At 73.0% G+C, this 23,544-nt stretch carries 23 protein-coding genes, 1 tRNA gene and 1 other RNA gene; 9 read left to right on the top strand and 16 right to left on the bottom strand.

The window, feature by feature from the left end; genetic code table 11:
- Positions 1-42: 42 nt before the first annotated feature.
- The 6 genes from BLU42_RS18965 to pulA form a co-directional block, all read right to left on the bottom strand.
- Complete coding sequence (locus BLU42_RS18965; protein ID WP_231918306.1) at positions 43-1,230, bottom strand: aminotransferase-like domain-containing protein; 1,188 nt, start codon at positions 1,228-1,230, stop codon at positions 43-45.
- Positions 1,231-1,237: 7 nt separating this feature from the next.
- Complete coding sequence (locus BLU42_RS18960; protein WP_197680519.1) at positions 1,238-1,900, bottom strand: RraA family protein; 663 nt, start codon at positions 1,898-1,900, stop codon at positions 1,238-1,240.
- 67 nt (positions 1,901-1,967) lie between these two features.
- Positions 1,968-2,822, bottom strand: a complete 855-nt coding sequence (locus BLU42_RS18955; protein WP_231918304.1) for a PHP domain-containing protein — start codon at positions 2,820-2,822, stop codon at positions 1,968-1,970.
- A complete protein-coding gene (locus BLU42_RS18950) occupies positions 2,819-3,850 on the bottom strand; it encodes an N-acetylmuramoyl-L-alanine amidase (RefSeq protein ID WP_091078166.1) in 1,032 nt (343 codons plus the stop codon). The genes BLU42_RS18955 and BLU42_RS18950 overlap by 4 nt, the downstream gene beginning before the upstream one ends.
- 17 nt (positions 3,851-3,867) lie before the next feature.
- Positions 3,868-5,160 carry an aspartate kinase gene (locus tag BLU42_RS18945; protein ID WP_172825830.1) on the bottom strand — a complete coding sequence of 431 codons (1,293 nt, stop codon included), beginning with the start codon at positions 5,158-5,160 and terminating at the stop codon, positions 3,868-3,870.
- Between the two features lie 91 nt (positions 5,161-5,251).
- The gene (pulA, locus tag BLU42_RS18940) at positions 5,252-8,326 is read right to left on the bottom strand and encodes a pullulanase-type alpha-1,6-glucosidase (protein WP_197680518.1); all 3,075 of its coding nucleotides are present in this window, start codon (positions 8,324-8,326) and stop codon (positions 5,252-5,254) included.
- A gap of 136 nt (positions 8,327-8,462) precedes the next feature.
- On the opposite strand from pulA, the gene BLU42_RS18935 reads away from it, so the two are divergent.
- Genes BLU42_RS18935 through BLU42_RS18925 form a run of 3 tightly spaced genes read left to right on the top strand, consistent with a single transcriptional unit; the run spans position 8,463 to position 10,609 of the window.
- The gene (locus BLU42_RS18935; protein WP_091078154.1) at positions 8,463-8,993 is read left to right on the top strand and encodes a DUF1707 SHOCT-like domain-containing protein; all 531 of its coding nucleotides are present in this window, start codon (positions 8,463-8,465) and stop codon (positions 8,991-8,993) included.
- 34 nt (positions 8,994-9,027) lie between these two features.
- Positions 9,028-10,050: a Gfo/Idh/MocA family protein gene (locus BLU42_RS18930; RefSeq protein ID WP_231918302.1), complete on the top strand. Its 1,023-nt coding sequence runs from the start codon at positions 9,028-9,030 to the stop codon at positions 10,048-10,050.
- Positions 10,040-10,609 (top strand): hypothetical protein, encoded by a 570-nt coding sequence (locus BLU42_RS18925; RefSeq protein WP_091078150.1) that lies wholly within the window; start codon positions 10,040-10,042, stop codon positions 10,607-10,609. The genes BLU42_RS18930 and BLU42_RS18925 overlap by 11 nt, the downstream gene beginning before the upstream one ends.
- Positions 10,610-10,618: 9 nt before the next feature.
- On the opposite strand, the gene recR is transcribed toward BLU42_RS18925, so the two are convergent.
- The 3 genes from recR to BLU42_RS18910 all read right to left on the bottom strand — a co-directional run bounded on the left by recR (position 10,619) and on the right by BLU42_RS18910 (position 13,984).
- Entirely contained in the window at positions 10,619-11,221 is a 603-nt protein-coding gene (recR, locus tag BLU42_RS18920) for a recombination mediator RecR (RefSeq protein WP_091078147.1), read from the bottom strand.
- Positions 11,222-11,229: 8 nt separating this feature from the next.
- Complete coding sequence (locus tag BLU42_RS18915) at positions 11,230-11,556, bottom strand: YbaB/EbfC family nucleoid-associated protein (protein ID WP_091078144.1); 327 nt, start codon at positions 11,554-11,556, stop codon at positions 11,230-11,232.
- Positions 11,557-11,788: 232 nt separating this feature from the next.
- Positions 11,789-13,984 carry a DNA polymerase III subunit gamma and tau gene (locus tag BLU42_RS18910; protein ID WP_231918623.1) on the bottom strand — a complete coding sequence of 732 codons (2,196 nt, stop codon included), beginning with the start codon at positions 13,982-13,984 and terminating at the stop codon, positions 11,789-11,791.
- Positions 13,985-14,173: 189 nt separating this feature from the next.
- Here BLU42_RS18910 and BLU42_RS18905 point away from each other — a divergent pair, with 189 nt between their 5' ends.
- Together BLU42_RS18905 and BLU42_RS18900 are read left to right on the top strand one after the other, a co-directional pair.
- Complete coding sequence (locus BLU42_RS18905) at positions 14,174-15,031, top strand: DUF72 domain-containing protein (RefSeq protein ID WP_197680517.1); 858 nt, start codon at positions 14,174-14,176, stop codon at positions 15,029-15,031.
- Between the two features lie 53 nt (positions 15,032-15,084).
- On the top strand, positions 15,085-15,717 hold the full coding sequence (locus BLU42_RS18900) for an HAD family hydrolase (protein ID WP_157720093.1): 633 nt from the start codon (positions 15,085-15,087) through the stop codon (positions 15,715-15,717).
- Positions 15,718-15,985: 268 nt separating this feature from the next.
- Here the strand turns inward: BLU42_RS18900 and ffs are convergent.
- Positions 15,986-16,082, bottom strand: an RNA gene (gene ffs / locus BLU42_RS18895) — signal recognition particle sRNA small type.
- Between the two features lie 105 nt (positions 16,083-16,187).
- Between ffs and BLU42_RS18890 the strand changes: the two genes are divergently transcribed.
- Positions 16,188-16,275: transfer RNA gene (locus BLU42_RS18890), tRNA-Ser, on the top strand.
- Positions 16,276-16,291: 16 nt separating this feature from the next.
- Here the strand turns inward: BLU42_RS18890 and BLU42_RS18885 are convergent.
- The 4 genes from BLU42_RS18885 to BLU42_RS18870 form a co-directional block, all read right to left on the bottom strand.
- Positions 16,292-16,606 (bottom strand): hypothetical protein, encoded by a 315-nt coding sequence (locus tag BLU42_RS18885; RefSeq protein WP_091078133.1) that lies wholly within the window; start codon positions 16,604-16,606, stop codon positions 16,292-16,294.
- Positions 16,607-16,613: 7 nt separating this feature from the next.
- Positions 16,614-17,168, bottom strand: a complete 555-nt coding sequence (locus BLU42_RS18880; protein ID WP_091078129.1) for a mismatch-specific DNA-glycosylase — start codon at positions 17,166-17,168, stop codon at positions 16,614-16,616.
- 27 nt (positions 17,169-17,195) lie between these two features.
- A complete protein-coding gene (locus BLU42_RS18875; RefSeq protein ID WP_091078127.1) occupies positions 17,196-17,777 on the bottom strand; it encodes a DUF1349 domain-containing protein in 582 nt (193 codons plus the stop codon).
- A 344-nt stretch (positions 17,778-18,121) separates the two neighbouring features.
- Positions 18,122-19,189: a fatty acid desaturase family protein gene (locus BLU42_RS18870; protein ID WP_091081029.1), complete on the bottom strand. Its 1,068-nt coding sequence runs from the start codon at positions 19,187-19,189 to the stop codon at positions 18,122-18,124.
- Between the two features lie 194 nt (positions 19,190-19,383).
- Here BLU42_RS18870 and BLU42_RS21660 point away from each other — a divergent pair, with 194 nt between their 5' ends.
- Together BLU42_RS21660 and cls are read left to right on the top strand one after the other, a co-directional pair.
- Positions 19,384-19,515, top strand: coding sequence for a hypothetical protein (locus BLU42_RS21660; protein ID WP_269458000.1), 132 nt, complete (start codon positions 19,384-19,386; stop codon positions 19,513-19,515).
- Positions 19,515-20,846 (top strand): cardiolipin synthase, encoded by a 1,332-nt coding sequence (cls, locus tag BLU42_RS18865; protein ID WP_231918300.1) that lies wholly within the window; start codon positions 19,515-19,517, stop codon positions 20,844-20,846. The genes BLU42_RS21660 and cls overlap by 1 nt, the downstream gene beginning before the upstream one ends.
- 28 nt (positions 20,847-20,874) lie before the next feature.
- Here the strand turns inward: cls and BLU42_RS18860 are convergent, their stop codons facing one another.
- A complete protein-coding gene (locus tag BLU42_RS18860; protein WP_091078123.1) occupies positions 20,875-21,522 on the bottom strand; it encodes a response regulator transcription factor in 648 nt (215 codons plus the stop codon).
- A 163-nt stretch (positions 21,523-21,685) separates the two neighbouring features.
- Here BLU42_RS18860 and BLU42_RS18855 point away from each other — a divergent pair, with 163 nt between their 5' ends.
- Positions 21,686-22,651, top strand: coding sequence for a sigma-70 family RNA polymerase sigma factor (locus BLU42_RS18855; protein WP_157720092.1), 966 nt, complete (start codon positions 21,686-21,688; stop codon positions 22,649-22,651).
- 31 nt (positions 22,652-22,682) lie between these two features.
- Here the strand turns inward: BLU42_RS18855 and BLU42_RS18850 are convergent, their stop codons facing one another.
- Positions 22,683-23,453: a dienelactone hydrolase family protein gene (locus BLU42_RS18850; protein ID WP_091078116.1), complete on the bottom strand. Its 771-nt coding sequence runs from the start codon at positions 23,451-23,453 to the stop codon at positions 22,683-22,685.
- Between the last annotated feature and the right edge of the window lie 91 nt (positions 23,454-23,544).

Raw genomic sequence — 23,544 nt, 5'->3', positions numbered from 1 at the left:
CCGCGGCTCCGACCGCCCCCCTGCGATCCAGGGGCGGGGCGGTCAGAGCTCGCGGTGCAGGAGCCGGCCCATCCGCGTGATGCCGTCGACCAGCCGGTCGTCGGGGACGCCGGAGTAGCTGACGCGGGCGTGGTTCGGCTGCTGCGTGACCGGGAAGAAGGTCGCCCCCGGCACGTACGCCACCGACGCCTCGGGCAGCAGCACGCGCCCCAGGAAGTCCGTCGCGTCGAACCCCTCGGGGAAGCCGAGCCACACGAACAGCCCGCCCTCGGGCCGCGTCCGGGTGACCACGTCGGGGAACGTCTCGTCCATCGTCGCGAGCATCAGGTCGCGCTTGTGGCGGTAGACCGGACGCATCCGCGCCACGTGGGCGTCGATGTCGTACGTCTCGAGGTACGCCGACGTCGCGGCCATGTTCAGGGTGCTGTTCTGGGTGTCCGCGGCCAGCTTGAGCAGCCCGAGCCGCTCGACCACCTCGGGGCTGCCCACGGCCCAGCCGAGCCGCAGGCCCGGCGCCAGGATCTTGGAGAAGCTGCCGAGGTGCAGCACCCGCCCCTCCGTGTCCAGGCTCAGCAGGGTCGGCCGGTGGCTGCCCTCGAAGCGCAGCGAGCGGTAGGGCGTGTCCTCCACGACGAGCAGGTCGTGCTCGTTCGCGAGCTCGAGCAGGCGGCGCCGTCGCTCGAAGGACAGCGTCGCCCCGGTCGGGTTCTGGAAGTCCGGGACCGTGTAGAGCAGCTTGGCGCCGGGGTTCGCCTCGAGCACCCGCTGGAGGTCGTCGGTGTCCATGCCGTGCTCGTCGGTGCGCACGGCCGCGTACGTCGGCTCGGTCGGCGCGAAGGCGATGAGCGCCCCGAGGAAGGTCGGGTCCTCCGTCACGACGACGTCGCCCGGGTCGACGACGAGCTTGGCGGCGAGGTCGAGGCCCTGCTGGCCGCCCTGGATGATCAGCACGTCGTCGGCGGTCACGGAGGCCCCGTCGCGGGTGAGCCGCTCGGCGACCTGGGCGCGCAGCACCGGCAGCCCGTTCGAGGTCGTGTACTGCAGCGCCGCGGACCGCTCCGGCACGAGGAGGCGGGCGTAGACGTCGGCGAGCTCGTCGACGGGGAAGAGGGACGCGTCCGGGTAGCCGCCGCCGAAGGAGATGACGCTCGGGTCGGCGCCGAAGCGGAGCAGGTCGCGGATGGCCGAGGGCCGGACGCCGGACATCCGGCGCGCGAGGCGGAGGGTCACGTGCGGCTCACGAGAAGCGCAGGCGGCTGTCGCCGCCCTCGTGGAGGGCGGCGAGGTGCTCGTCGAGGTTCAGGTGGTCGAAGATCGACTCGCCCCGCCCGATCGCCTCACGGAGCGCCTCCTCGCGCCGCTGGATCCCCTCCGCGCCCTCGATCGCGGCGAGGACCTCCTCGGGCGACCCGACGACCACCCCGTCGTCGTCGGCGAGGACCAGGTCGCCCGGGCGCACCTCGGCGCCGCCCACGACGATCGGCGCGTCGGTCACCGGCAGCTTGGTCGCCCCGTACGCCCGCGGGCTCGTCCCGCGCGCGAAGACGGGCAGGTCGATCGTGCGCAGCGTCCGGCTGTCGCGGCACAGGCCGTCGATGACGATGCCGGCCAGCCCCCGCCGCAGCGCCTCGGTGGCGAAGAGCTCACCGGCGAGGGCCAGGTCCGCCGAGCCGCTGACCACGAGGACGTCGCCCGGGCCGGCGGAGCGCAGCCCCACGAGGACCGGCACGAGGTCGTCGCGGGAGTCGACCGGGACCGCGGTGCCGACGACCCTCGCGCCCGGTCGCAGCGCGGCGATCCCGGTCGGGAGCACCCGCAGCGCCGGCCCGGCGTCGGCGAGCGAGGTCGAGTCCACCGCTCGCAGCCGCTCGATCAGCGCCGCCGTCCGGTCGTCCGCCACGTCGTCCACCCTCCTCGCCGCGCCCGCGCGCGGCTCCCGTCCGGACCCTAGCGCCGCGACCGGCGCCTCAGCCGGGCAGCGTCCAGCGGTCGTACGGGTGGCGCCCGGGCCGGAAGCCGTGGGCCTCGGCCATGGCGACCGCCTCGGCGAGCCGCAGGCCGAGCCCGGCGGGTGCGTGCGCGTCGCTGCCGAACGTGACCACCCGACCGCCCTCCTCGCGCCACCACCGCACGACCTCGGGGAGCATCGGGCCCTTGGTGTTGACCTCCAGGACGCGGCCGCTGTCCGCGAGGGTGCGCAGCGCGTGCCGGAACGCGTCCTCGAAGCGGTGGACCTCGAAGGGACCGGCCGCCGCGGGCCAGTGCCGCAGCGGGTAGTCGACGTGGGCCAGCACCTCGAACGTCTGCGTCTGCGCGACCATCACCGCCAGCTCGGCGAGGTAGGCGTGGACGACCGCGTCGGCGTCCCGGCGCCGGAAGAGCTCGGGGGGCTCGGCGGCGTACGCACCCTCAGGCAGCGAGTGCAGCGACCCGAGCACGCGGTCGAGGGGGCCGGAGGCCAGGACGCGCGCGACCGCGTCGGCGTGCCAGTGCGGCTCGCCGAGCTCGACGCCGCTGAGGACCGTCAGCCCGGGGAAGCGCTCCCGGCAGCGCTCGACGGCGGCGAGGTAGCTCTCGACGGCGAGCGGGCCCGGGGCGAAGGTGCCCTCGCGGCGCTCGCCCCGGGCGCGTTCGTCGAGCTGGCCCTCGGAGACCAGCCAGCGCGTGTGGTCGACGTGCTCGGTGAAGGCCACGGCCGGCAGGCCGAGCTCCACGGCCCGGGCGCAGGTCGCCTCCATGTCGCCGGCGACGGCGTCCCACGACCACTCGCTGTGCACGTGGCCGTCGAGCGGCAGCACGGTCCTGCCGGGTGCTGGGGTCACGCTGCCGGACGGTAGCGCGCGGGTCGGGTGGCGCGGCCGTCGCCCGGCTCGGCGGCGGTGACGAGGCAGCTGCGGAGCTGCCTCACCCCGGCGCTCGGCTGGGCCACGCGGCCGGTGGCGAGCGGCACCGCGGCCTCGACGCCGAGCAGGAGGCCCTTCGCGTACGCCTCCTCGGTGGCGATGCTCATCGCCCGCGTCGTGCTCGACCCGCTGCGCGCGCCGGCCTCGTCGTAGACCCACGGAACCTTCGCCAGCAGCTGCACCAGGGCCAGGTTGCCCGGCTCGAGCGGCGTCCGGCCGGTGAAGGTGTTCTCGCGGACCGACACCGGCCGACCCTGCGCCCGCGTGCGCTCCCGGGCGATGGTCGCGGCGGCCTCCTCGCTCGCCCGCGCGACGTCGGCGTCGCGGAAGACGGTCCGCTTGCTACCGGTCCCCCGGTACATCGCGTGGTACGCGCCACCGTGCTTCACGCCGCGCTGCGAGTAGGTCGCCTGGAAGGCCGGTCCCTGCGAGTGGTCGTCGTGGACGCTGATCGCCAGGGCCGCGCGACCCTCGTTCGCGACGCGCGCGCGGTCGGCCAGGCTGACGCTGTCGAGGGCCCGGCGCTTGGTCAGCGTGACGCGGTAGCCGTCGGCCCGCAGGCCGGCGGCCACGCAGGTGCTGACGTCGAACGTCTCGTAGATCTCGGGGTAGTTCGGGTAGTCGACGTCGCGCAGCCCGGTCGCCCGGTCGGTGCTGCGGATCGAGCGGCCGCTGTGCCCGGGGTCGATCACGACCAGCGGAGCCGTCGCCGTACGCGTGGGCGTCGCGCTCGGGGTGGCGGCCTCGCTCGGGCTCGGCGAGGGGACGGCGAGCGTTGTCGGGCTCGAGCTGCTCGGGCCGTCCGCGCTCGGCTCGGGCGAGAAGACGGTCCGCGGCGGTGCGGGCAGCGGCGATCGGGCCTGCGGTTCCGTGGAGCCGCAGCCCGCGACCAGACCGAGGGCGACGACGAGCGCGGCCAGGACCGAGGTCGCCGACCGCGCCGTCATGGGTGTCCCAGGTCGCCCTAGCGGCCGGTCCCCGCGTACACCACGGCCTGCTCGGTGGCGTCGAGGCCGAAGGCGGTGTGCGCGGCCGCGACCGCCCGGTCGACGTCGTCCTGGTCGACGACGACGGAGATGCGGATCTCGGAGGTGGAGATCATCCCGATGTTGACGTTCGCCGCGGCGAGGGCGGAGAAGAACTTCGCCGTGACGCCGGGGTGCGAGCGCATCCCGACGCCGACGACGGAGACCTTGCCGATCTGGTCGTCGTAGAGGACGTCGGTGAAGCCGACCTCCTCCTGCAGCGCGTTCAGCGCGGTGATCGCGGTGACGCCGTCGGTCTTGGGCAGCGTGAAGGAGATGTCGGTGCGCGAGGTCGCGACGGCCGACACGTTCTGCACGATCATGTCGATGTTGATCTCGGTCGCGGCGACGGCCTCGAAGATGCGGGCCGCCTCACCGATCTTGTCGGGCACGCCGACGATGGTGATCTTGGCCTCGCCGCGGTCGTGCGCGACGCCGGAGATGATGGCCTGCTCCACGGGAGCTCCTTCGGGGTCGGGCTGGGCGTCGGGGTCCACGGGCTGAGGGTCACGGACCCACGTGCCGGGCTTGTCGGAGAACGAGGAGCGCACCTGCACGGGCACCCGCTCGCGCCGCGCGTACTCCACGCAGCGCAGGTGCAGGATCTTGGCCCCGCACGCCGCCATCTCGAGCATCTCCTCGTAGGAGATCTCGGGGATGCGCTGCGCGCTCGGCACGATGCGCGGGTCGGCGGTGTAGACGCCGTCGACGTCGGTGTAGATCTCGCAGTAGTCGGCGCCGAGCGACGCGGCGAGCGCGACCGCGGTCGTGTCGGACGCGCCGCGGCCGAGGGTGGTGACGTCCTTGGTGTCCTGGGCGACGCCTTGGAAGCCGGCGACGATGACGATGTCGTCGGCGTCGAGCGCCTTGGTGATACGACCCGGGGTGATGTCGATGATCCGCGCGTTGCCGTGCGTGCCGGTGGTGATGATGCCGGCCTGCGAGCCGGTCAGCGACCGCGCGTGCAGCCCCTGGTCGGCGATGGCCATGGCCAGCAGCGCCGCGCTCATCCGCTCGCCCGCGGTCAGCAGCATGTCCAGCTCACGTGGCGGCGGCTGCGGGGTCACCTGGAGGGCGAGGTCCATCAGCTCGTCGGTCGTGTCACCCATCGCGGAGATGACGACCACGACGTCGTGCCCGAGCTGCTTGGTGGCCACGACCCGCTTGGCGACGCGCTTGATGCTCTCCGCGTCGGCGACCGACGAGCCGCCGTACTTCTGCACCACTCTCACGCGCAGAAACACTAGCCGCGCCGGGCGTGAGGGGGGACCCGTCGTCCACCGCTGCGCTCAGCCCGGGCTCAGCGCCCGGCGCGACCGCCGCTCACCGCTGCACGAACACCGCCACCGTCCGCCCCGGCACCGTGAAGGTGCCGTCGGCCCGGTCGTACGCCGCCGTCCGCACGACCGCGTCGCTGCCGCCGGCCTGGACCGGGTGCAGGGCGAAGCGCTTCCCGGCCGCGCCCGCCACGGGCTGCGTCGTCGTCTCGGGGCTCGCGTTGAAGACCACCACCACGCCCTTCCAGCGCCGGTCGACGCGCGCACCCCGGGTGTCGTCGATGCGCATCGTGATGACGCCCGGCGTCTGGTCGGGCCCGCCGGCGCCGAAGGAGACCTTCTGCTGCACCTGGGCGCGGGTCCGCAGCGCGAAGAGCGGCGTGCTGCGGCGGATCTCGAGCAGCGCGTCGGCCTGGCGGCTGGCCTCGGCGATGTCGGACCGGCCCGGCTTCAGGTCCGCCTCGGCCAGCAGCGGGCGCATGGCGTCCCACTTGGCCTCGTTGTCCGCCTTCGGAGGCAGCCCCCGGCCGAAGCCGTTGTCGGTCTTGGACCAGTCGAGGACGTTGAACCAGTCGCCGGAGTCGTAGCTGTTGCGGTCGAAGGACTTGCTGCGCAGCTGGTCGCCCCCGGCGGTCCAGAAGGACGTGCCCTGGCTGAGCGCGGTCGTCGCGAGCGCGAGCGACTGCATGCGGATCCGATCGTCCATCGACGTCGCAACCGGGAGCTTGTAGGTGAGCGCGTCGAACAGCGTCTCGTTGTCGTGCGCCTCGACGTAGTTCACCGACTCCCCGGGCCGGTCGGTGTAGCCGGTGGGCTGGCCGTTGTAGTCGACCTGGTCGCCCCGGACCCGCGCGCCGGTGCGGTCGACGAACCGGTAGCCCTTGAGGTTGCCCGCCAGCCCGACCTTGATCCGGTCCTGGGCGAGCAGCAGCGCGGCGAGCTGGTCGGCCTCGCTGCCGTTGACCGTGTCACCGTTCGGGTCGGTGTAGAGCCCGCTGGCGAAGCCCTGCACGCGCGGGTCCTCGTCGAAGGGCCCGCCGCCGCGGACGGCGTCGCGCAGCCGGTCGTTGAAGGTCCCGATGCCGGTGCCGGCCATCTCGGCCTGCGTGGCCTGCACGAACCGGGCGTTGTCCGCGACCTCGCCGAAGTTCCAGCCCTCGCCGTACAGGATGACCCGCTTGCCGTCGACGCCGTCGCGCTTCACCGTCAGCCGGTCGAGCGCGCGGCGCAGGTCGAGCATGGCCTGCTTGGGCTGGTGGCCCATGAGGTCGAAGCGGAATCCGTCGACCTTGTACTCCTTCGCCCAGGTGACGACGGAGTCGATCATGAGCTTTTCCATCATCGGGTGCTCGGTCGCGGTGTTCGCGCAGCACGTCGAGTTCTCCACCGCACCCGTGGCGCTCAGCCGCTGGTAGTAGCCGGGCACGACCCGGTCGAGGATCGACTTCGGGTCCTGGCCCGAGGCCGGGGTGTGGTTGTAGACGACGTCCATGACCACGCGCTGCCCGGCGCCGTTGAGCCCGGCGACCATCTGACGGAACTCGCGGTTGCGCGCCGTGCCGTCGGGGTCGGTGGAGTACGAGCCCTCGGGCGCGGTGTAGTGCAGCGGGTCGTAGCCCCAGTTGAAGCCGTCCTTGCCCGCGACGGCGGTGACGCAGGCCTGCTGCTCCTCGCTCGCCGGGCCGTACGAGGCCAGGTCGCAGTCCGGCGTCTGCTGCTTCGCGCGGTCCTCCTCGATCGAGGCGATGTCGTTGACCGGCAGCAGGTGGACGTAGCCCATGCCGGCGTCCGCGAGCTGGCGCAGGTGGGTCATCCCGTCGCTGCGCCGGTCGGTGAAGGCCAGGTAGGTGCCGCGGTGCGCGGCCGGGACGGTCTCGTCGCTGATCGAGAAGTCACGCACGTGCAGCTCGTAGACCGTCGGCGTCTCGTCGCGGCGGAAGGCGGGCTTGCGCAGGTTCTTCCATCCCGACGGCGTGACCTCGCGGCTGCGCAGGTCGACCAGGACCGAGCGCTCGGAGTCGGTGGTGAGCCCCAGCGAGTAGGGGTCGGTGACGAGGTTGGTCTCGATCTTCTGCGTCGTCGGCGCGTACACCTCGACCTCGAAGCGGTAGCGGGCGTCGCGCCAGCTCTTCTTCCCCTTGACCGACCAGACGCCGTCGTCGTCGCGGCGCATCGCCACGGTTCGCTCGCCGTCCTCGCCGCCCGCCTGCAGGCGGAGCGCGACCGTCTTCGCGGTGGGCGCCCAGACCGAGACGCGTGGGGTCGAACCCTTCCAGGTCGGCCCGAGCGTGCGCTCGCGCGCACCGGGGTAGACGTCGTCGAGCACGCCGGGCAGCTGCACGCCGGTGACCAGCTGCAGCGCGCCGGAGGCGTCGTACGCGGCCACCGCCAGCTGGCCGGTCAGCAGGGCCGGCAGCCGGCGCTGCACCGCCGCGGGGACGCGGAGGGACTCGTACGCGGCCAGGTGCGGGTAGGCCCGGCGCAGCCCGGCGCTGAGCTCGCCGCGCAGCTCGAGCGGCGTGGAGGTGCCGCCGGTGATCTCGTCGCCGTCGCGGGTCAGCCCGCCCTCGGGCGCCGACCAGAGCCGGTAGGTCCAGCCCGCCCGGTCGTCGGGCAGGTCGAGGGCGACGGTCCCCTTGCGCAGCCACTGCGCCGCCGACTCCGAGCCCACGGCGACGGGCGCGTCGTCGGTCACGCGATGGGTGCTGTCGTCGTAGGTGAACGTCACCGGTCCTCCGGGTGCGCTGAGCGGGATGTCTCCGCCGCCGGGCGCACCCCCGGCGCCGTAGTTGACGTCCCACGAGTCGTCCAGCGCGACCTTGTACGCGTAGGTGCCCTGGGGCACGACGAAGGTGGCGCGGTAGAGGCCGGGCTGCCCGTCGACGGGCAGGAGCTCGGTGGCCGGGCAGTCGGGCTGCCAGTCACCGGGGCACCCGAGCTCGGACTGCAGCGTGCCGACCAGGGCGACCGTCGGGGTGGCCGCGGCGGCGGGCACGGACGGCAGCAGCGGGACCAGGAGCGCGAGGGCTGCGGCGCCGACGAGGGCGGCCGCGGAGGGTCTGCGGCCCGCACGACCCCGATCGCGGGGGTCGGCGGGACGTGCGGGGGCTGTGGGCGGCAACGCTGCCATCCTCTCGTCGGCCGACGGCGGGGGCACCGGCGGGCGAGGGCCATGGTGCTCCCCCGCCCGGACTGCCTGTCAAGACCCCGGCCCTCCCCCGGTCCCCGACGGCCCCCTGCGGTGAAACACTGAGCGCGTGAGCGAGCAGGGCCCCACACCGCAGCGCATCGGGGACGCGGAGCGCGACCGCGCCGCCGAGCTGCTGCGCGAGCACATGGCCCAGGGGCGGCTGAGCGCCGAGGAGTTCGACGAGCGCATCGAGGCCGCGCTCAAGGCCAAGGTCGCGACCGACCTCGACCCGCTCTTCACCGACCTCCCCGGGCCGCGGCCCGGGCAGGACGTCGCCACCCAGGCGTACGCGACCCCGCCCTGGCAGCGCGCGAGCAGGCCGGCCGCGGCGCCGGTGCCCCCGGACCCGGTGATGCAGCCGCGCGCGCCCGGGGCCACCGCGCTCAACAGCCTGACCGGCGTGCTCTGGGTCGTGGTCCCGCTGGTGATCACCTTCGTGCCCTGGTTGGGCTGGCCGCACTTCTGGTGGCTGATCTTCGTGCCGCTGGTCGTCTCCTCCGTGGCCGGCAAGAACGAGTCCGAGCGCGACAAGGAGCGCAAGCGGATCGCGCAGGAGCAGGAGAAGCTCGACCGGCGCCGCCGGGCCCTCGGCGACTGAGGGCGGTCCAAGGCCCCTCACTACAGTGGCGAGCGTGAGCACAGCACCGTCCGCGGACCCGCACCGCGTCATCCGCTGGGGCATCGTCGGACCGGGCCGGATCGCCGAGTCGGTCGCGCCGGACTTCGCGCACGTCGAGGACGCCGAGCTCGTGGCGGTCGCCAGCCGCTCCGAGCAGCGGGCGCGGGCCTTCGCCGACAAGCACGGCGCCGCGCGGGCGTACGGGGGCTACGGCGGCATCCTCGGCGACGACGAGGTCGACGCGATCTACATCGCGACGCCGCACCCGCAGCACGAGGCCGTCGCGCTCGCCTGCATCGCGGCGGGCAAGGCGGTGCTGGTGGAGAAGTCGTTCACCGCCACCGTGCCCGGCGCCCAGCGCGTGATCGACCTCGCCCGCTCCGAGCAGGTCTTCGCGATGGAGGCGATGTGGACGCGCTTCCAGCCGGTGCTGGTGAAGGTCCGCGAGCTCGTCGCGGACGGCGCGATCGGCGAGGTCCGCCAGGTCCAGGCCGACCTCGGGGTCGACCGCCCGTACGACCCGAAGGACCGGCTCTTCGACCTCGCCCAGGGCGGCGGCGCGATGCTCGACCTCGGCGTCTACGTCGTCTCGATCGCCCAGCACTTCCTCGGCGACCCGACCTCGGTGTCGGTCAGCGGTTCGCTGGCCCCGACCGGGGCGGACGTCGAGGCCGGGCTGCTGCTCGGCTACGACGACGGCCGCGCCGCCTCGCTGCTGATGTCGCTGCGCCACGCGACGCCGGGCTCCGCCCGCATCCACGGCACGAAGGGCTGGATCGAGATCCATCCACGCTTCCACCACCCGAAGGCCTTCACCCTCGGCCGGTCGGGGGCCGAGCCGGAGCGGTTCGAGCTCCCGCCGCTCGGGGTCGGCTACAGCCACGAGCTGATCGAGGTCAACGACTGCCTGCGCGCCGGGCGCACGGAGAGCGAGGTCATGCCGCTGTCGGACACCCTCGCCGTGCAGCGCGTGCTCAACGACGCCGCCGAGCAGCTCGGCGTCCACCACGAGGAGGACGAGCGCGTTGCCGTCTGACGGAGCGGCGGCCACGTCGCGCGAGCTCGCCGGCGGCACCCCGGTGCCCACGGCGGTGCTGCCCGGGGTCGTGACGGGTGCAGCTTCGGCGCTGGCCGCCATGGTCGTGTTCCAGCTCGTGCGCCTCGGCTTCTGGGTCGCGGGCCGGGTGACCGTGCACGCCGGCGCGACCGCGCCGGTCGGCCTGCCCAGCGGAGGAGCCTTCATCGGCCGCGAGCTGCTGCCGTCGCTGATCAGCCTCGGGCCGGCGCTGCTGGCCGGGGCCCTGCTCGGCGGGCTCGTGGGGCTGGTCATCACCCAGACCTGGGACCGGCAGGGTCCGCTGCGGGCGGCCCTGACGGGTGCGCTGGTCACCTTCGTGGTCGCGCTGATCATCAACGCGACGGTCCTCGGCCGGCACCGGACCAGCCCGCTGACCTACGAGCGGTGGTCGCACCTGGTCGGCTACCCGTCCGCGCTCTTCGTCGTCGTCTTCGCCGGCGTGGGCGGCTGGCTCTACGTCAGCCGTGCGCGCGAGGCGGCCGCGCCGACGACCTTCGACCTGCGCGAGCGCGTCTGAGGCGAGGGGTCAGCTCGCCTCGACGAAGCGCCGCCCCTCGAACGCCCGACCGAGGGTGACCTCGTCGGCGTACTCCAGGTCGCCGCCGACGGGCAGCCCGCTGGCGAGCCGGCTGACCCGTACGCCCATGGGCAGCAGCAGCCGCGACAGGTAGGTCGCGGTGGCCTCGCCCTCGAGGTTGGGGTCGGTGGCGAGGATGACCTCGGTGACGGTCCCGTCGGCGAGGCGCAGGCAGAGCTCGCGGATCTTGAGGTCGGCCGGACCGACGCCGTCGATCGGGCTGATCGCGCCGCCGAGCACGTGGTAGGTCCCACGGAACTCACGCGTCCGCTCGACCGCGACCACGTCCTTGGACTCCTCGACCACGCAGATGGCCGTCTGGTCACGCCGCGGGTCGCGGCAGATGCGGCAGCGCGTGTCCTCGGAGACGTTGAAGCAGACCTCGCAGAACTTCACCGTCTCCTTGACCAGCTGGAGCGTGGCCGCGAGGCGCAGCACGTCCTCCGCGTCGGCGGCGAGGAGGTGGAAGGCGAGGCGCTGGGCGCTCTTGGGCCCGATGCCCGGCAGCCGGCCGAGCTCGTCGATGAGGTCCTGGACCGGACCCTCGTACACCGCGGGGCCTAGAAGGGCAGCCCGCCGCCGCCGAGCCCGCCGGCCAGCGGCCCGAGCTTGGAGGCGGCGAGGGCCTGGGCCTGGTGGTTGGCGTCGCGGACGGCGGCGAGCACGAGGTCGGCGAGGGTCTCGGTGTCCTCCGGGTCGACGGCCTCGGGCTTGATCACGAGGCCGACGAGCTCACCGGCGCCGGTGACCGTGGCGGTCACCATGTCGCCGCCGGAACTGCCCTCGACCGTGGCCTCGGCGAGCTCCTGCTGCGCGGCCACCAGCTGGGCCTGCATCGCCTGCGCCTGAGCGAGCAGGCCGGACATGTCGCCACCGTCGGGGATCATGCGCTCAGCCTAGTTGTCGCCACCGACAAGCCCCGGCAGCGCGCGGGGCCGCCGAGCCGACGCTGCACCAGACGCTCCCTGAGCCTGTCGAAGGGCCCGGAACGGGTTGGCGTCGTCCGAAACCACCACGCCGACCTCTTCGAGGCCCTTCGACAGGCTCAGGGAGCGTGGTCGCGAGCGCATCGCTGACCTATTGAGGCCCCTTCGGCAGGAGCACGGACGGCTGCGCGGCTCAGGCGCCGGGCTCGTCCTCGGCGATGATCTGCGCGCCCAGCTGGCGCGCGAGCAGCTCGTGGTGCGACTCGACCCCGTCGTCGACGTCGGTGTCGTCGCGACGGGCGGCCTCGTCGGGGTCGCTCACCTCCGCCGGCCCGGCTGCCTGGACGCTGGCGATGGCCCGCTCGCGCGCCGAGGGTCCCGACGGAGCAGGGGTCGCGACGGGCGCCTGGCCGGGCGGCGCCTCGGGCACGACCTCCGCGGCCGGGCGCACGGCGGGTGCCGGACGGCCCTGCTCACGGGCGGTGCCGGACGCCCCGGCGGAGCCGGCGTCGACCATCGTCTCGATGCGGAAGTCGGTCCCGAGCACGACGACCAGGGCCTCGCGCAGCACGTCCTCGCTGCCGCCGCGACCGAAGCTGTCGCGCGCCCCCGTGTTGGCCATCGCCAGCAGCAGCACCCCGTCGTGCACCTCGGCGACCTGCGCGTTCTGGCTGAGCAGGATCCAGGTGAAGCGCCGCTTGCTCTTGACCTCCTCGAGCACCTCCGGCCAGAGGCGCCGGACGTCGGTGACGGTCATCCGCGAGCCGGTCGAGGCGGCCGGGGGCTCGGGCGGCTGGCTCGAGCCGAGCATCGTGTCGTCGGTGCCGCCGCCGGACGGCCCGCGGAAGTCCTCGACCACCGCCTCGGTCTCGGGCTCGGGCGGCGGCGCGTCGTGGTCGCGCTGCAGGGCGGCGAGCTCGGGGCGTACGGGCTTGGGCGTGGTCGCCCGGACCGGGCCGGTCCTGGGCGGCGCGGGAGGTGCTGAAGCAGCGGGCGGTCCTGACGCAGCGGGCGTCTCGTCGCGCTGCTCCGCGCGCAGCTGGGTGCGGTCGGGCTCGCGGGCGGGCGCCGGCCCGTCGTCGTCGGCCTCGGCCTGCGGCCGGGCCGGCTCCGCCGCCGGGACCGGTCGACCGGGCTCGGAGCGGACAGGCGCCTCCGGACGCGCCGGGACGTCGGTGCCGCTCACCATGTCGAGGCGGCGCTCGATGCGGTCGAGCCGCGCGTGCAACCCGCGGTCGTCGACGTCGGCACCGGGCAGCAGCACCCGTGCGCACATCAGCTCGAGGTGCAGCCGGGGCGCGGTGGTGCCGCGCATCTCGGTCAGACCGGTCGAGATCACCTCGGCGGCGCGGGTCAGCTCACCCGGGCCGAGCGAGGCGGCCTGGGTCGAGAGCCGGTCGGCCTGGTCGGGTGCGACGTCGACCAGGCCGGAGGACAGGGCGTCCGGCACTGCCGCGACGATGACGAGGTCACGCAGCCGGCGCAGCAGGTCCTCGGCGAAGCGGCGCGGGTCCTGGCCGACCTCGATCACCTTGTCGACCGAGGCGAAGACACCACCGGCGTCACCCGCGGCGAAGGAGTCCACGAACTCGTCGAGCAGCGAGTCGGGGGTGTAGCCGAGCAGCGCCGTCGCCTGGCGGTAGGAGACGCCGGTCTCGTCCGCGCCGCCGAGCAGCTGGTCGAGCACCGACAGAGCGTCGCGCACCGAGCCGGCACCGGCCCGGACCACCAGCGGCAGGACGGCCGGCTCGACCGTGATGCCCTCGGCGGCGCAGAGCTTGCCCAGGTAGTCGGTGAGGATCCGCGGCGGGACGAGCCGGAAGGGGTAGTGGTGCGTCCGCGAGCGGATGGTGCCGATGACCTTCTCGGGCTCGGTCGTGGCGAAGATGAACTTGACGTGCGGCGGCGGCTCCTCGACCAGCTTGAGCAGGGCGTTGAACCCTGCCGTGGTCACCATGTGCGCCTCGTCGACGATGTAGATCTTGTAGCGGCTCTGGACCGGGGCGAAGAAGGCCCGCTCCCGCAGGTCGCGCGCGTCGTCCACGCCGCCGTGGCTGGCCGCGTCGATCTCGATCACGTCGATGCTGCCGGAGGCGCCGGTCGCCAGGTCGCGGCAGGAGCGGCAGTGCCCGCACGGCTCGGCGCGCGGCCCGTACTCGCAGTTGAGCGCGCGGGCCAGGATGCGCGCCGAGGTCGTCTTGCCGCAGCCGCGCGGGCCGGAGAAGAGGTACGCGTGGTTGACCCGGTTGTTGGCCAGGGCCCGCTGGAGCGGCTGGGTGACGTGGTCCTGGCCGATGACGTCGGCGAAGGTGTCGGGACGGTAGCGGCGGTAGAGCGCCAGCGGTGCCGTCCCCGACGGCTTGGCCCCGTCCTCCGGCTCGCCGAACAGCGCCTCGTCCTGGGTCGTCAGCTCGTACTCGGCCGGCTCCTCGTCGGGGCCGTCCCAGGCGTCCGGCTCGGCCGCGAGGCCGCCCACCACCGACCCCTCGAGCACCTCGTCCACGCACCAGACCTTATGCCCGCCGGCTGACAGTTCCGACCGGCTGCACGCCCCCGCCGACCTGCTGCAGGAACGGCCGTGACCCATGATGAGGACGTGATCCGGGTGGGCATCTCCGGCTGGACGTACGGGCCCTGGCGCGGCACCTTCTACCCGCAGGGCCTGCCGGTCCGCCGCCAGCTCGCGTACGTCGCCGAGCGGATGACCAGCGTCGAGGTGAACGGGAGCTTCTACGGCCTGCTGCGCCCGTCGAGCTACGCCGGCTGGGTCGAGGCCGTCGCCCCGGTCGCCGAAGAGCGCTTCGTGCTGGCGGTCAAGGGCAGCCGCTTCATCACCCACATGCGCAAGCTCGTCGAGCCGGCGAACGCCCTCGCCAACTTCTACGCCTCCGGCGTGCTCGCCCTGGGGACGCGGACCGGGCCCTTCCTGTGGCAGCTGCCCGCGACCTTCCGCTTCGACGAGGCCAGGCTGGCCGCCTTCCTCGATGCCCTGCCCCGCACCGCCGGCGAGGCGGCGGCCCTGGCCGTCCAGCACGACGCGCGGGTGCCGGAGGACCGGGCGCTGACCACCGCTCCCCTGCCCGACCTGCCGCTGCGCCACGCCGTCGAGGTGCGCCACGAGAGCTTCCGCACCTCAGCCTTCACCGACCTGCTGCGCCACCACGGCGTCGCGCTCGTGCACTCGGACAACCCGGGGACGTGGCCGGTCTTCGACGAGGTGACCGCGCCGTTCGCCTACGTACGCCTGCACGGCCACGACGAGCTGTACGCCAGCGGCTACGACGACGACCAGCTCGACGCCTGGGCGGCGCGCCTGCGGGAGTGGGACGCGGCGGGGCTGGACGCCTACGTCTACTGCGACAACGACGCCAAGGTGCGGGCGCCGTTCGACGCGATCAATCTGCTGTCGCGGGTAGGCGGGGCGCACATCACGTGAACCGGCGGGTCTTCCGCCGGACGCGGCTCCGCGACGCTGAGAGGATGGGTCGTGTGAACGCGCCCATCAGAGCCGTCCTGTTCGACTGCGACGGGGTGCTTCAGCGCCCCGCGAACGACTGGGCCGGGGAGATCGGCCGTTCGACCGGCTTCGAGGGCGACCGGCTCTCGGAGCTGCTCGACACCATCAGCGACGCCGAGCAGCCGATCCTCGACGGCTCGCGCCCGTTCCTCGACGTGCTCGGCGAGGTCGTCCGGCGCGAGGGCCTCGACGTGGACCCCGCCGACCTGATCCAGGTCTGGCAGCACCTGCTCGTCGACCCGGCGATGCTCGACGCGGCCCGCGACCTCGAGGCCGCCGGCGTGGAGTGCGCGCTCGGCACCAACCAGCACCGCGAGCGCGCCGCGTACATGCGGGCGGCGCTCGGCTACGACTCGATCTTCGAGCCGATGGTCATCTCCGCCGAGATCGGCGTGGCCAAGCCGGACCCCCGCTTCTTCGAGGTCGCGGTCGAGCGCGTCGGCCTGCCGGCCGAGCAGGTGCTCTTCGTCGACGACGTCCTCGCCAACGTGGAGGGTGCACGTTCCGTGGGGCTCGTCGCGGAGCAGTTCGCCAAGGACGCCGGGCGACCCGAGCTCGACCGCATCCTCGCCCTCCACGGCCTCGCGGAGCGCCTCGCTGCGTAGCGGGCCGGCGCAGGGATTCGCTAGAACGCTCCCTGAGCCTGTCGAGGGGCCCGACGGACGCTCCCTGAGCCTGTCGAAGGGCCCGACGGACGCTCCCTGAGCCTGTCGAAGGGCCCGGAGCGGGTTGGCGTCCCACCAGGAGTGCACCGGAAGACGCCGACCTCTTCGAGGCCCCCTTCGACAAGCTCAGGACAGCGCTTCGACAAGCTCAGGGAGCGTCTTCGGCCCGGGTCACGATCGGGGAGCGTCTTCGCGCTCTACCCGGAAAGCAAAGAGCCCCCCGCGCACCCGACAGAGCTCACTGACCCTTGCTGCCGTCAAGCCCTGGGGGAGTTGGGTGAGGTGCCGCCACGCGGGGGACCGGGAACAACTGTACGCGAGCCGCGCGGGGACCGGCTCCACCGACCGCCGGAGTCCGACCCTCGCGCACGGGTTCGGACCAGGTGGCGTCAGCAGGTAAGGTTCCGCGCGGAGGATTCGCCTAGAGGCCTATGGCGCTCGCTTGGAAAGCGGGTTGGGTTCACGCCCTCACGAGTTCGAATCTCGTATCCTCCGCCACCGCCGCCGGGTGCGGCTAGCGCCTCGTCCGTGGCCCACGGGTGCAGCCCCAGCCCACGAGCGCTGCCGGGAAGACGCTCCTGATGAAGCCCTCGAGCAGCGTGCCGGGAGCCCAGGGCGAGCCCGGGTCTCCGAGCAGGACCTCGACGAGCGCACCCAGCAGGATCCCGGCGGCCAGGGTGAGCAGGAACCCGACCAGGAACCGACGCCTCTTGACCGCCGTCGGATAGGGGCTGGGCGGCTCGTCGGGGTCGCGGCTCCAGGTGCCGTCGCGCTTGGCCCTGGCCACCCGCGCCTCCCAGTCGGTGGGCGGCCGCTCGGGCTCCGTCACGCGGTCCTCATGCTCGGGTCCTCATGCTCGGGTCACCGGTGCCCTCCAGGTGCTCGAGGAAGTCGGCCAGGTCGGTCCACAGCGCCAGGCGCAGGGCGAGCGGCATGCCGTTGTTGGCGCCGGAGGGGCCCGGCAGCACGAAGGCGGGCACGCCGGCGACGGTCCAGGACAGCTCGCCGTAGCCCTGCGGGAGCCGCTCCCCCGCCCCGCGGGCGTACCAGGTCGCGGCCGTCTTGCTCACGAAGGCGACGGCCGTCGGGCCGACCATGCGGATCGCGCGGTCGAACTCGCGGCGGTGGATGAGCACCTCGGGCTCGTGGCCGGCCCGCTCGACCCGCTCGAGCACGAGATCGGTGATCCCGACGCCGAGGTCGGGGAGCCGGAAGGCGGTGTCGGGGTCGAGCCGCTCGTCGACCAGGCCGCTGCCGTGCAGCAGCTCGTAGAAGCGGTTGCCCGGCCCGGCGTAGTAGCGCGTCGTCCGGTGCTGGCCGACCGTTCCCGCGATCACCAGCCGGAGGCCCGGCCGCAGGTGGGTGGCGTCGGGCGCGGCGGTGCGGTTCATGGTCGTCTCATCCCACCAGACGTCAGATCAGTGGAGGGCGGCGTCCGGCTCGCCGACCACGTGCCCGGTGAAGGTGACGGTGAGCCCGGCGCGGGTCGGCGCCGCGCAGAGCAGCCCGGCCGAGACGGAGGCGGCGGGGTCGAGCCAGGCGAGTCGGACGAGGCGCAGGTCCTCGTCGTCGACGCGGGCCCGGATCGTCACGGCGTCGCCGGATCGGCTCGCCCGGACCGTCACCACGCGGCCGACCCACTCGGGGACCGGCGCGACCGACCAGTCCGACGTCTCGTGGGTGACGACGGCGCCGAGCTGCGCGACGCCGTCGGAGACCTCGACGCCCGCCTTGACCCACTCGCGGTCGTCGACCCGCAGGAACAGCCCGGCCTGGTCGAACTGCTCGGTGTAGTCGAGCCGGAAGGACACCTCGAGCCCGAAGTCGCCGCTCAGGTCCTCCAGCAGGGCGTGCTCGGAGTCGTGGACGAACCCGTACGAGGTCGTGCGCCACGCGTCGCTACCCTCGACCGCAGTCACGTGCAGCTCGTCGCCCTCGAGGCGTACGGCCTCGGGCTCGTGGGTCCACCGGCCGCGCTCGACCAGGTCCTGCAGGCTCATGGGTGCTCCTTCGCGTCGGTCACACGCTAGGCGGTGGACGTGCAGCGACCCCCGGCGCGATCACGCCGGGGGTCGGTTGCGTCAGGTTCTTCGTGGCGTGGACGCCAACCCCTTCGGGGCCCTTCGACAAGCTCAGGGAGCGTCCTCGGGGTCCTTCGACAGGCTCAGGGAGCGTCCCCGGGGCCCTTCGACAAGAGAGCGTCCTCGGGGCCCTTCGACAAGCTCAGGGAGCGTCCTCGGGGCCCTTCGACAAGAGAGCGTCCTCGGGGCCCTTCGACAAGCTCAGGGAGCGTCCTCGGGGCCCTTCGACAGGCTCAGGGAGCGTCCCCGGCCCTTCGTCAGGCTCAGCTGAAACGGATGTTCTGGGCGGCCGGGCAGTCGAACGGGTCGCGGGCGGCGAGGCCGACGCGGTCGAGGTGGGCCAGCACCGAGCGGTAGGCGTGGGCCAGGTTCGTCTCCGTGTAGGGGACGTCCAGGGCGCGGCAGTGCTCGCGCACCATCGTGCGCGCCTTGCGCAGGTGCGGTCGCGGCATGCTCGGGAAGAGGTGGTGCTCCACCTGGTAGTTGAGCCCGCCCATGAGGACGCTCATCCAGAACCCGCCGCGGATGTTGCGCGACGTGCGGACCTGCTTGGCCAGGAAGTCGAGCTTGGCGTCCGCCGGGACGATCGGCATGCCCATGTGGTTGGGGGCGAAGGAGAAGCCCATGTAGAAGCCGAAGACGGCGAGCTGCACGCCGAGGAAGGCGGCGGCCATGCCCAGCGGGAAGATCCAGAACAGCAGCCCCGCGTACACGCCGAACCGCAGCCCGAGCAGCGTCAGCTCCCATGCGCGGCCCTTGACCGGTCCGCGCGCGAGCAGCGCCTGGACCGACTTCAGGTGCAGGTTGACGCCCTCGAGGAGCAGCAGCGGGAAGAAGAGCCAGGCCTGGCGACGCGTGATGAAGCCCATGATCCCGCGCTGCTTCGCGGCGTCCTCGTCCACGAACGAGATCGTGTCGCGCGCGATGTCGGGGTCCTTGCCGACGCGGTTCGGGTTGCCGTGGTGCCGCGTGTGCTTGGTCATCCACCAGCTGTAGCTGAGCCCGGCGAACCCGACGGCGAGGATGCGGCCGCTGCGGTCGTTCGCCTTGCCGGAGGCGAAGATCTGGCGGTGCGAGGCCTCGTGCCCGAGGAACGCGAACTGCGTCAGCACGAGCCCGAGCGCGCCGGCCATCAGCAGCTGCAGCCAGGACTCGCCGAGGAGGATGATCCCCGTGGCGATGCCACCCAGGGCCAGCACCAGGCCGGAGAAGACCAGGACGTAGAACATGCGGGTCCGCCCGAGCAGCCCGGCGGTCCGGACCTGGGCGGTGAGGGCGGTGAAGCTGCGGGTGAGCGGCTGTCCGGCGAGCCGGGCCGTGGCCCTGCTCATCGGGGTCACGGCAGCGACAGGCGAAATGGCGATGGGTGCTCCTGGGTCGGTCTCGCGAGGCTTCCCAGCCGGGATGCAAGCAGAAATCGACGTGTCGTGAAGCGACCGATGCTCACCAGATGCTTCCAAGGTAGCGGGTCGACCTGTGTCCAGGCTGGCAAAGCGACCCTGAACCGCCCCGATAGGTTGCGCCCGTGATCGAGCTCTTCAACGGTCTCAGCGGCACCGGCCTGCTGGTGGGCCTCGAGGTCGCGCTCGTCGTCGTCGCCCTGATCATCACACCGCGCAACCGGCCCCGAGCTCGGCCCTGGCGTGGGTGCTGCTGATGGCCGTGCTGCCCCTGCTGGGCATCCTGCTGTTCTTCCTGATCGGCAGCCCCAAGCTCCCGCAGCGCCGCCGCGAGAAGCAGCAGGACATGGACAGGCTCATCGAGGAGGCCGCCCGCGCCGTGGGCCCCGTGCGTCCCGGCGAGGACGCTCCCGCGTGGTTCCCCTCGGTGTCGGCGCTGGTCGACCGGGTCGGGGCGATGCCGCTGCTCCAGGACAACGACGCTCGCATGGTCATGGGCTTCGACGAGCAGCTCCGCACGCTCGTCCAGGCCATCGACTCCGCCGAGCGCTACGTCCACTCGGAGTTCTACATCACCATCCGCGACACGACCACGGAACCCTTCTTCGACGCGCTCCGCCGCGCGGTCGAGCGCGGCGTGACCGTACGGCTGCTGCTCGACCACATGGGCACGCGGCCCTACCCCGGCTACCGCAAGACCCTGAAGGCCCTGACCGCCATGGGCGTGCAGTGGCACCTGATGCTGCCCGTCCAGCCGCTGAAGGGCCGCTGGCAGCGACCCGACCTGCGCAACCACCGCAAGCTGCTCGTGGCCGACGGCGACGTCGGGTTCGTGGGCTCGCTGAACATGATCGACCCCAGCTACGACAAGCGGGGCAACAAGCGGCGCGGGCTGCAGTGGGTCGACGAGCTGTGCGAGGTGCACGGCCCTGTGGTCCACGAGATCGACGCGCTCTTCGTCACCGACTGGTTCTGCGAGACCGACGAGCTGCTCGACAGCTCGCGCGAGCAGGCCTCGGACGAGCAGCGCGGCGGCACCCTCCTGGCCCAGGTCGCCCCGAGCGGACCCGCGTACGACCAGGAGAACAACCTCGCGCTGTTCAACAGCCTGCTGTACCACGCGGAGCGACGGATCAGCATCACGAGCCCGTACTTCGTCCCCGAGCAGTCCCTGCTCGGCGCGATCACGACGGCCGCCCGGCGCGGTGTCGACGTGGAGCTCTTCGTGGGCGAGATCGGCGACCAGTTCATGGTCTTCCACGCGCAGCACTCGTACTACTCCGAGCTGCTGTCGGCGGGCGTGAAGATCTACCTGTACCCGGCGCCGCACATCCTGCACTCCAAGCACGTGTCGGTCGACGACCAGGTCGCGGTGATCGGCTCGTCGAACATGGACATCCGCTCCTTCCAGCTCGACCTCGAGGTCATGCTGATGGTCTGCGGACGGACGTTCGTCGACCAGGTCAAGGCGGTCGAGGACGAGTACCGGCGGCTCTCCAAGCCCCTGCAGCTCGTGGACTGGGAGCGGCGCGGCTTCTGGCGCAGCGTCATCGACAACGTGATGCGCCTGACCTCCGCGGTGCAGTAGCCCCTGGACCCTCCGCCCGTCCCGACGCTCAGCGCCAGGGCTCCTGGCGGCTGTCCCCCGGCACGAACCCGTGCCGCACGCCCCACAGCACGGCCTGCGTACGGCTCGAGACGCCGATCTTGCGGTAGATCGTGCGCACGTACGACTTGATGGTGTTGGGGCTGAGGAAGGTGAAGGAAGCCACCTCGGCGTTGCTCTTGCCCTGCGTGATCAGGGCGAGGATCTCGGCCTCCCGGTCGCTCAGGCCCTCCGCCCGCCCCGGCCAGTCCAGGCCCGTGGCGCTGCGGGCCCGGCCCGGCGGGTCGCTGACGACCGTCTCCCCCGCCGCCACCCGCTCGAGGCTGGCGACGAGGTCGCGCGCCGGCAGCGCCTTGGAGAGGTAGCCGTGCACGCCGGCCTCCCGCGCCCGCTCGACCAGCCGCGGGTGGAAGTTCCAGGTGTAGACGGCGGTGCGTCCGGCCAGGGGGTTGTCGAGGAACACCTTGAGGTCGGCGGTGTCGCTCTCCGGCTGCGCGAAGGCGTCGTAGAGCACGACGTCGACCGGTCGGTCCAGCGTCGACTCGGTCGACAGGTCCGCCACCACCACCCGGTCGGGGTACTGCTCGAGCATCCGGGCGACACCGAGGACGACGACGTCGTAGTCGTCGACGACAGCCACGCTGATCGGGGGATTCATGGACGTACACTACCCACCAAGGGGTGTACCTAACCCCCCGTGCGGGTGGGTTTACTCGATAGCGTGAAGAACGATCACGAGAGGTCCGTCCGGATCGTCACGCCCGCCGCACCCGCCGCACCCGCCGTCACGACCGGGGGTGAGGGGGCCGCGGGACCCCGACGTGCGCGCTGACTCCGGGCGGCCCGAGCCGCCCCACGACAGCCTGCTGGAGGTCGGTGGCAGCGAGCCGGTGCGCATCGCGCCACTCCCCGACCACGCTCCCGACCGCACCCACGACCGAGACGACCTCGACCACGCAGCCGACCACGGCACCGAACCCGAGCCCCCGCAGAGGACGCGCGACCCGAACACACCGCCGCGGGGCCGCGAGCGGGAGGCGGAGCGCGCCCGTACGCAGGACCTCTTCGGCCAGCTCGACCACGCGTCGCCGAGCGAGCGGCAGGCCATCCGCGACGAGGTCGTGACGCTGCACCTCTGGCTGGCCACCAGCGCGGCACGGCGCTACGGGCCGCGCAGCGAGTACGACGACCTGGTGCAGGTGGCGCGCGGCGGCCTGGTCGAGGCGTTCGACCGCTACGACCCGACCCAGACCACGTACGCCTACTTCGCCTGGGTGACGATGACCGGGCTGCTGCGGCGCTACCTGCGCGACCACGGGTGGTCGGTGCGGCCGCCGCGCTCGGTGCAGGAGGCGGCCAACGTCCTGCGCGGAGCGGTCCCCGACCTGTCGCAGGAGCTGGGACGCGTGCCGCGGACCGCGGACCTCGCGACCTACCTGGGCTGGACCCCGCAGGCGGTCGAGGACGCCCGTTCCGCCGAGCTCGGGCTGCACGCCACAAGCATCGACGCGCTCGTCGGCGAGGCGTGGATGCCCGAGCACCCGCCGGAGTGGAACGTCGTCGAGACCCGGGTGCTGCTCGGGCGCGCGCTGCGCAGCCTGACCGACGGCGAGCGCGACCTGCTGCGGATGCGCTTCCTCGAGGAGATGACCCAGTCGCAGATCGCCGCCGTCGTCGGGGTCACCCAGATGCAGGTGTCCCGGCTCCTGTCGCGGCTCATGACCAAGCTCCGTGACCTGATCGGTGACCTCGAGGGCGACGACGAGCTCGCGGAGACCGCCGGCTGAACGTCCGCCGACGGTCTCCTACGAGGGAGTGCTACACGAGCACCTCGGCGAAGAAGGACTTCATCGCCTGCCAGCTGCGCGCCTCGGCCGCGGCCTGGAACTGCGCCCCGTGGTCCGGTGCGTCGGCGCCCGGGATCGTGAAGGCGTGCATGGCGCCGGAGTAGGTCACGACCTGCCAGTCCAGGTCGGGTACGCGGCGCAGCTCGTCCTCGAAGGCGTCGACGGCCTCGGGCGGGACGATCGGGTCGACGGCGCCGGTCAGCACGAGGATCTTGGCCTTGATCTGCTCCGCCTCGCCCTCGGGCCCGGTGGAGAGCCCGCCGTGGAAGGTCACGACACCCTTGAGCTCGGCACCGGTCCGGGCGAGCTGCAGCACGCCGGAGCCGCCGAAGCAGTACCCGATCGCGGCGACGCGCGCCGCGTCCACGCCCGGCTGGGCCAGCAGCTGCTCGAGTCCGCCCGTGAGCCGTGCGCGGAAGAGCTCCTGGTCGCCGTAGTAGCGGCCCGCCACCTGCGGGGCCTCGGACTCGCTCGGGCGTGTGTCAGCGCCGAAGACGTCCGCCGCGAAGGCGACGTAACCGAGACGGGCGAGCATGTCGGCGCGGAAGCGGGCCGCGTCGGTGACGCCGAGCCAGTCGTGGACGACGAGCACGCCCGGGTGGGTCGCGTCGTCGTCGGGACGGGCGACGTAGCCCGAGCAGGCCGTCCCGTCGACCTCGTACGCCACCTCGGCGCTGGTCGTGCCCTGTTGCGGCTGCGGCTCGCGCTCGAGGATCGCGGTCTGCTCGGCGGTGTACGCCATGGGTGCTCCTGTTCGGTGCGTGGGAAGGTTCGGCGGCCCGGGATCGCCGGGGCGCCCGTCCATCTCAGCACTAGCATGTGAGGCCGTCGTG

Origin of the sequence: Microlunatus sagamiharensis (assembly GCF_900105785.1) — a bacterium.
Taxonomy (GTDB): domain Bacteria; phylum Actinomycetota; class Actinomycetes; order Propionibacteriales; family Propionibacteriaceae; genus Microlunatus; species Microlunatus sagamiharensis.
The sequence above is the reverse complement of the archived record's forward strand: the minus strand, read 5'-3'. Positions and strand labels throughout refer to the sequence as shown.

Bases quoted from the DNA above. Each gene is read 5' to 3' on its own strand.
- cls (WP_231918300.1), top strand. From the start codon at position 19,515: ATGGCCGTGCTGCCCCTGCTGGGCATCCTGCTGTTCTTCCTGATCGGC.
- BLU42_RS18850 (WP_091078116.1), bottom strand. From the start codon at position 23,453: ATGGCGTACACCGCCGAGCAGACCGCGATCCTCGAGCGCGAGCCGCAG.
- BLU42_RS18875 (WP_091078127.1), bottom strand. From the start codon at position 17,777: ATGAGCCTGCAGGACCTGGTCGAGCGCGGCCGGTGGACCCACGAGCCC.
- BLU42_RS18870 (WP_091081029.1), bottom strand. From the start codon at position 19,189: ATGAGCAGGGCCACGGCCCGGCTCGCCGGACAGCCGCTCACCCGCAGC.
- BLU42_RS18950 (WP_091078166.1), bottom strand. From the start codon at position 3,850: ATGACGGCGCGGTCGGCGACCTCGGTCCTGGCCGCGCTCGTCGTCGCC.
- BLU42_RS18860 (WP_091078123.1), bottom strand. From the start codon at position 21,522: ATGAATCCCCCGATCAGCGTGGCTGTCGTCGACGACTACGACGTCGTC.
- BLU42_RS18880 (WP_091078129.1), bottom strand. From the start codon at position 17,168: ATGAACCGCACCGCCGCGCCCGACGCCACCCACCTGCGGCCGGGCCTC.
- BLU42_RS18915 (WP_091078144.1), bottom strand. From the start codon at position 11,556: ATGATCCCCGACGGTGGCGACATGTCCGGCCTGCTCGCTCAGGCGCAG.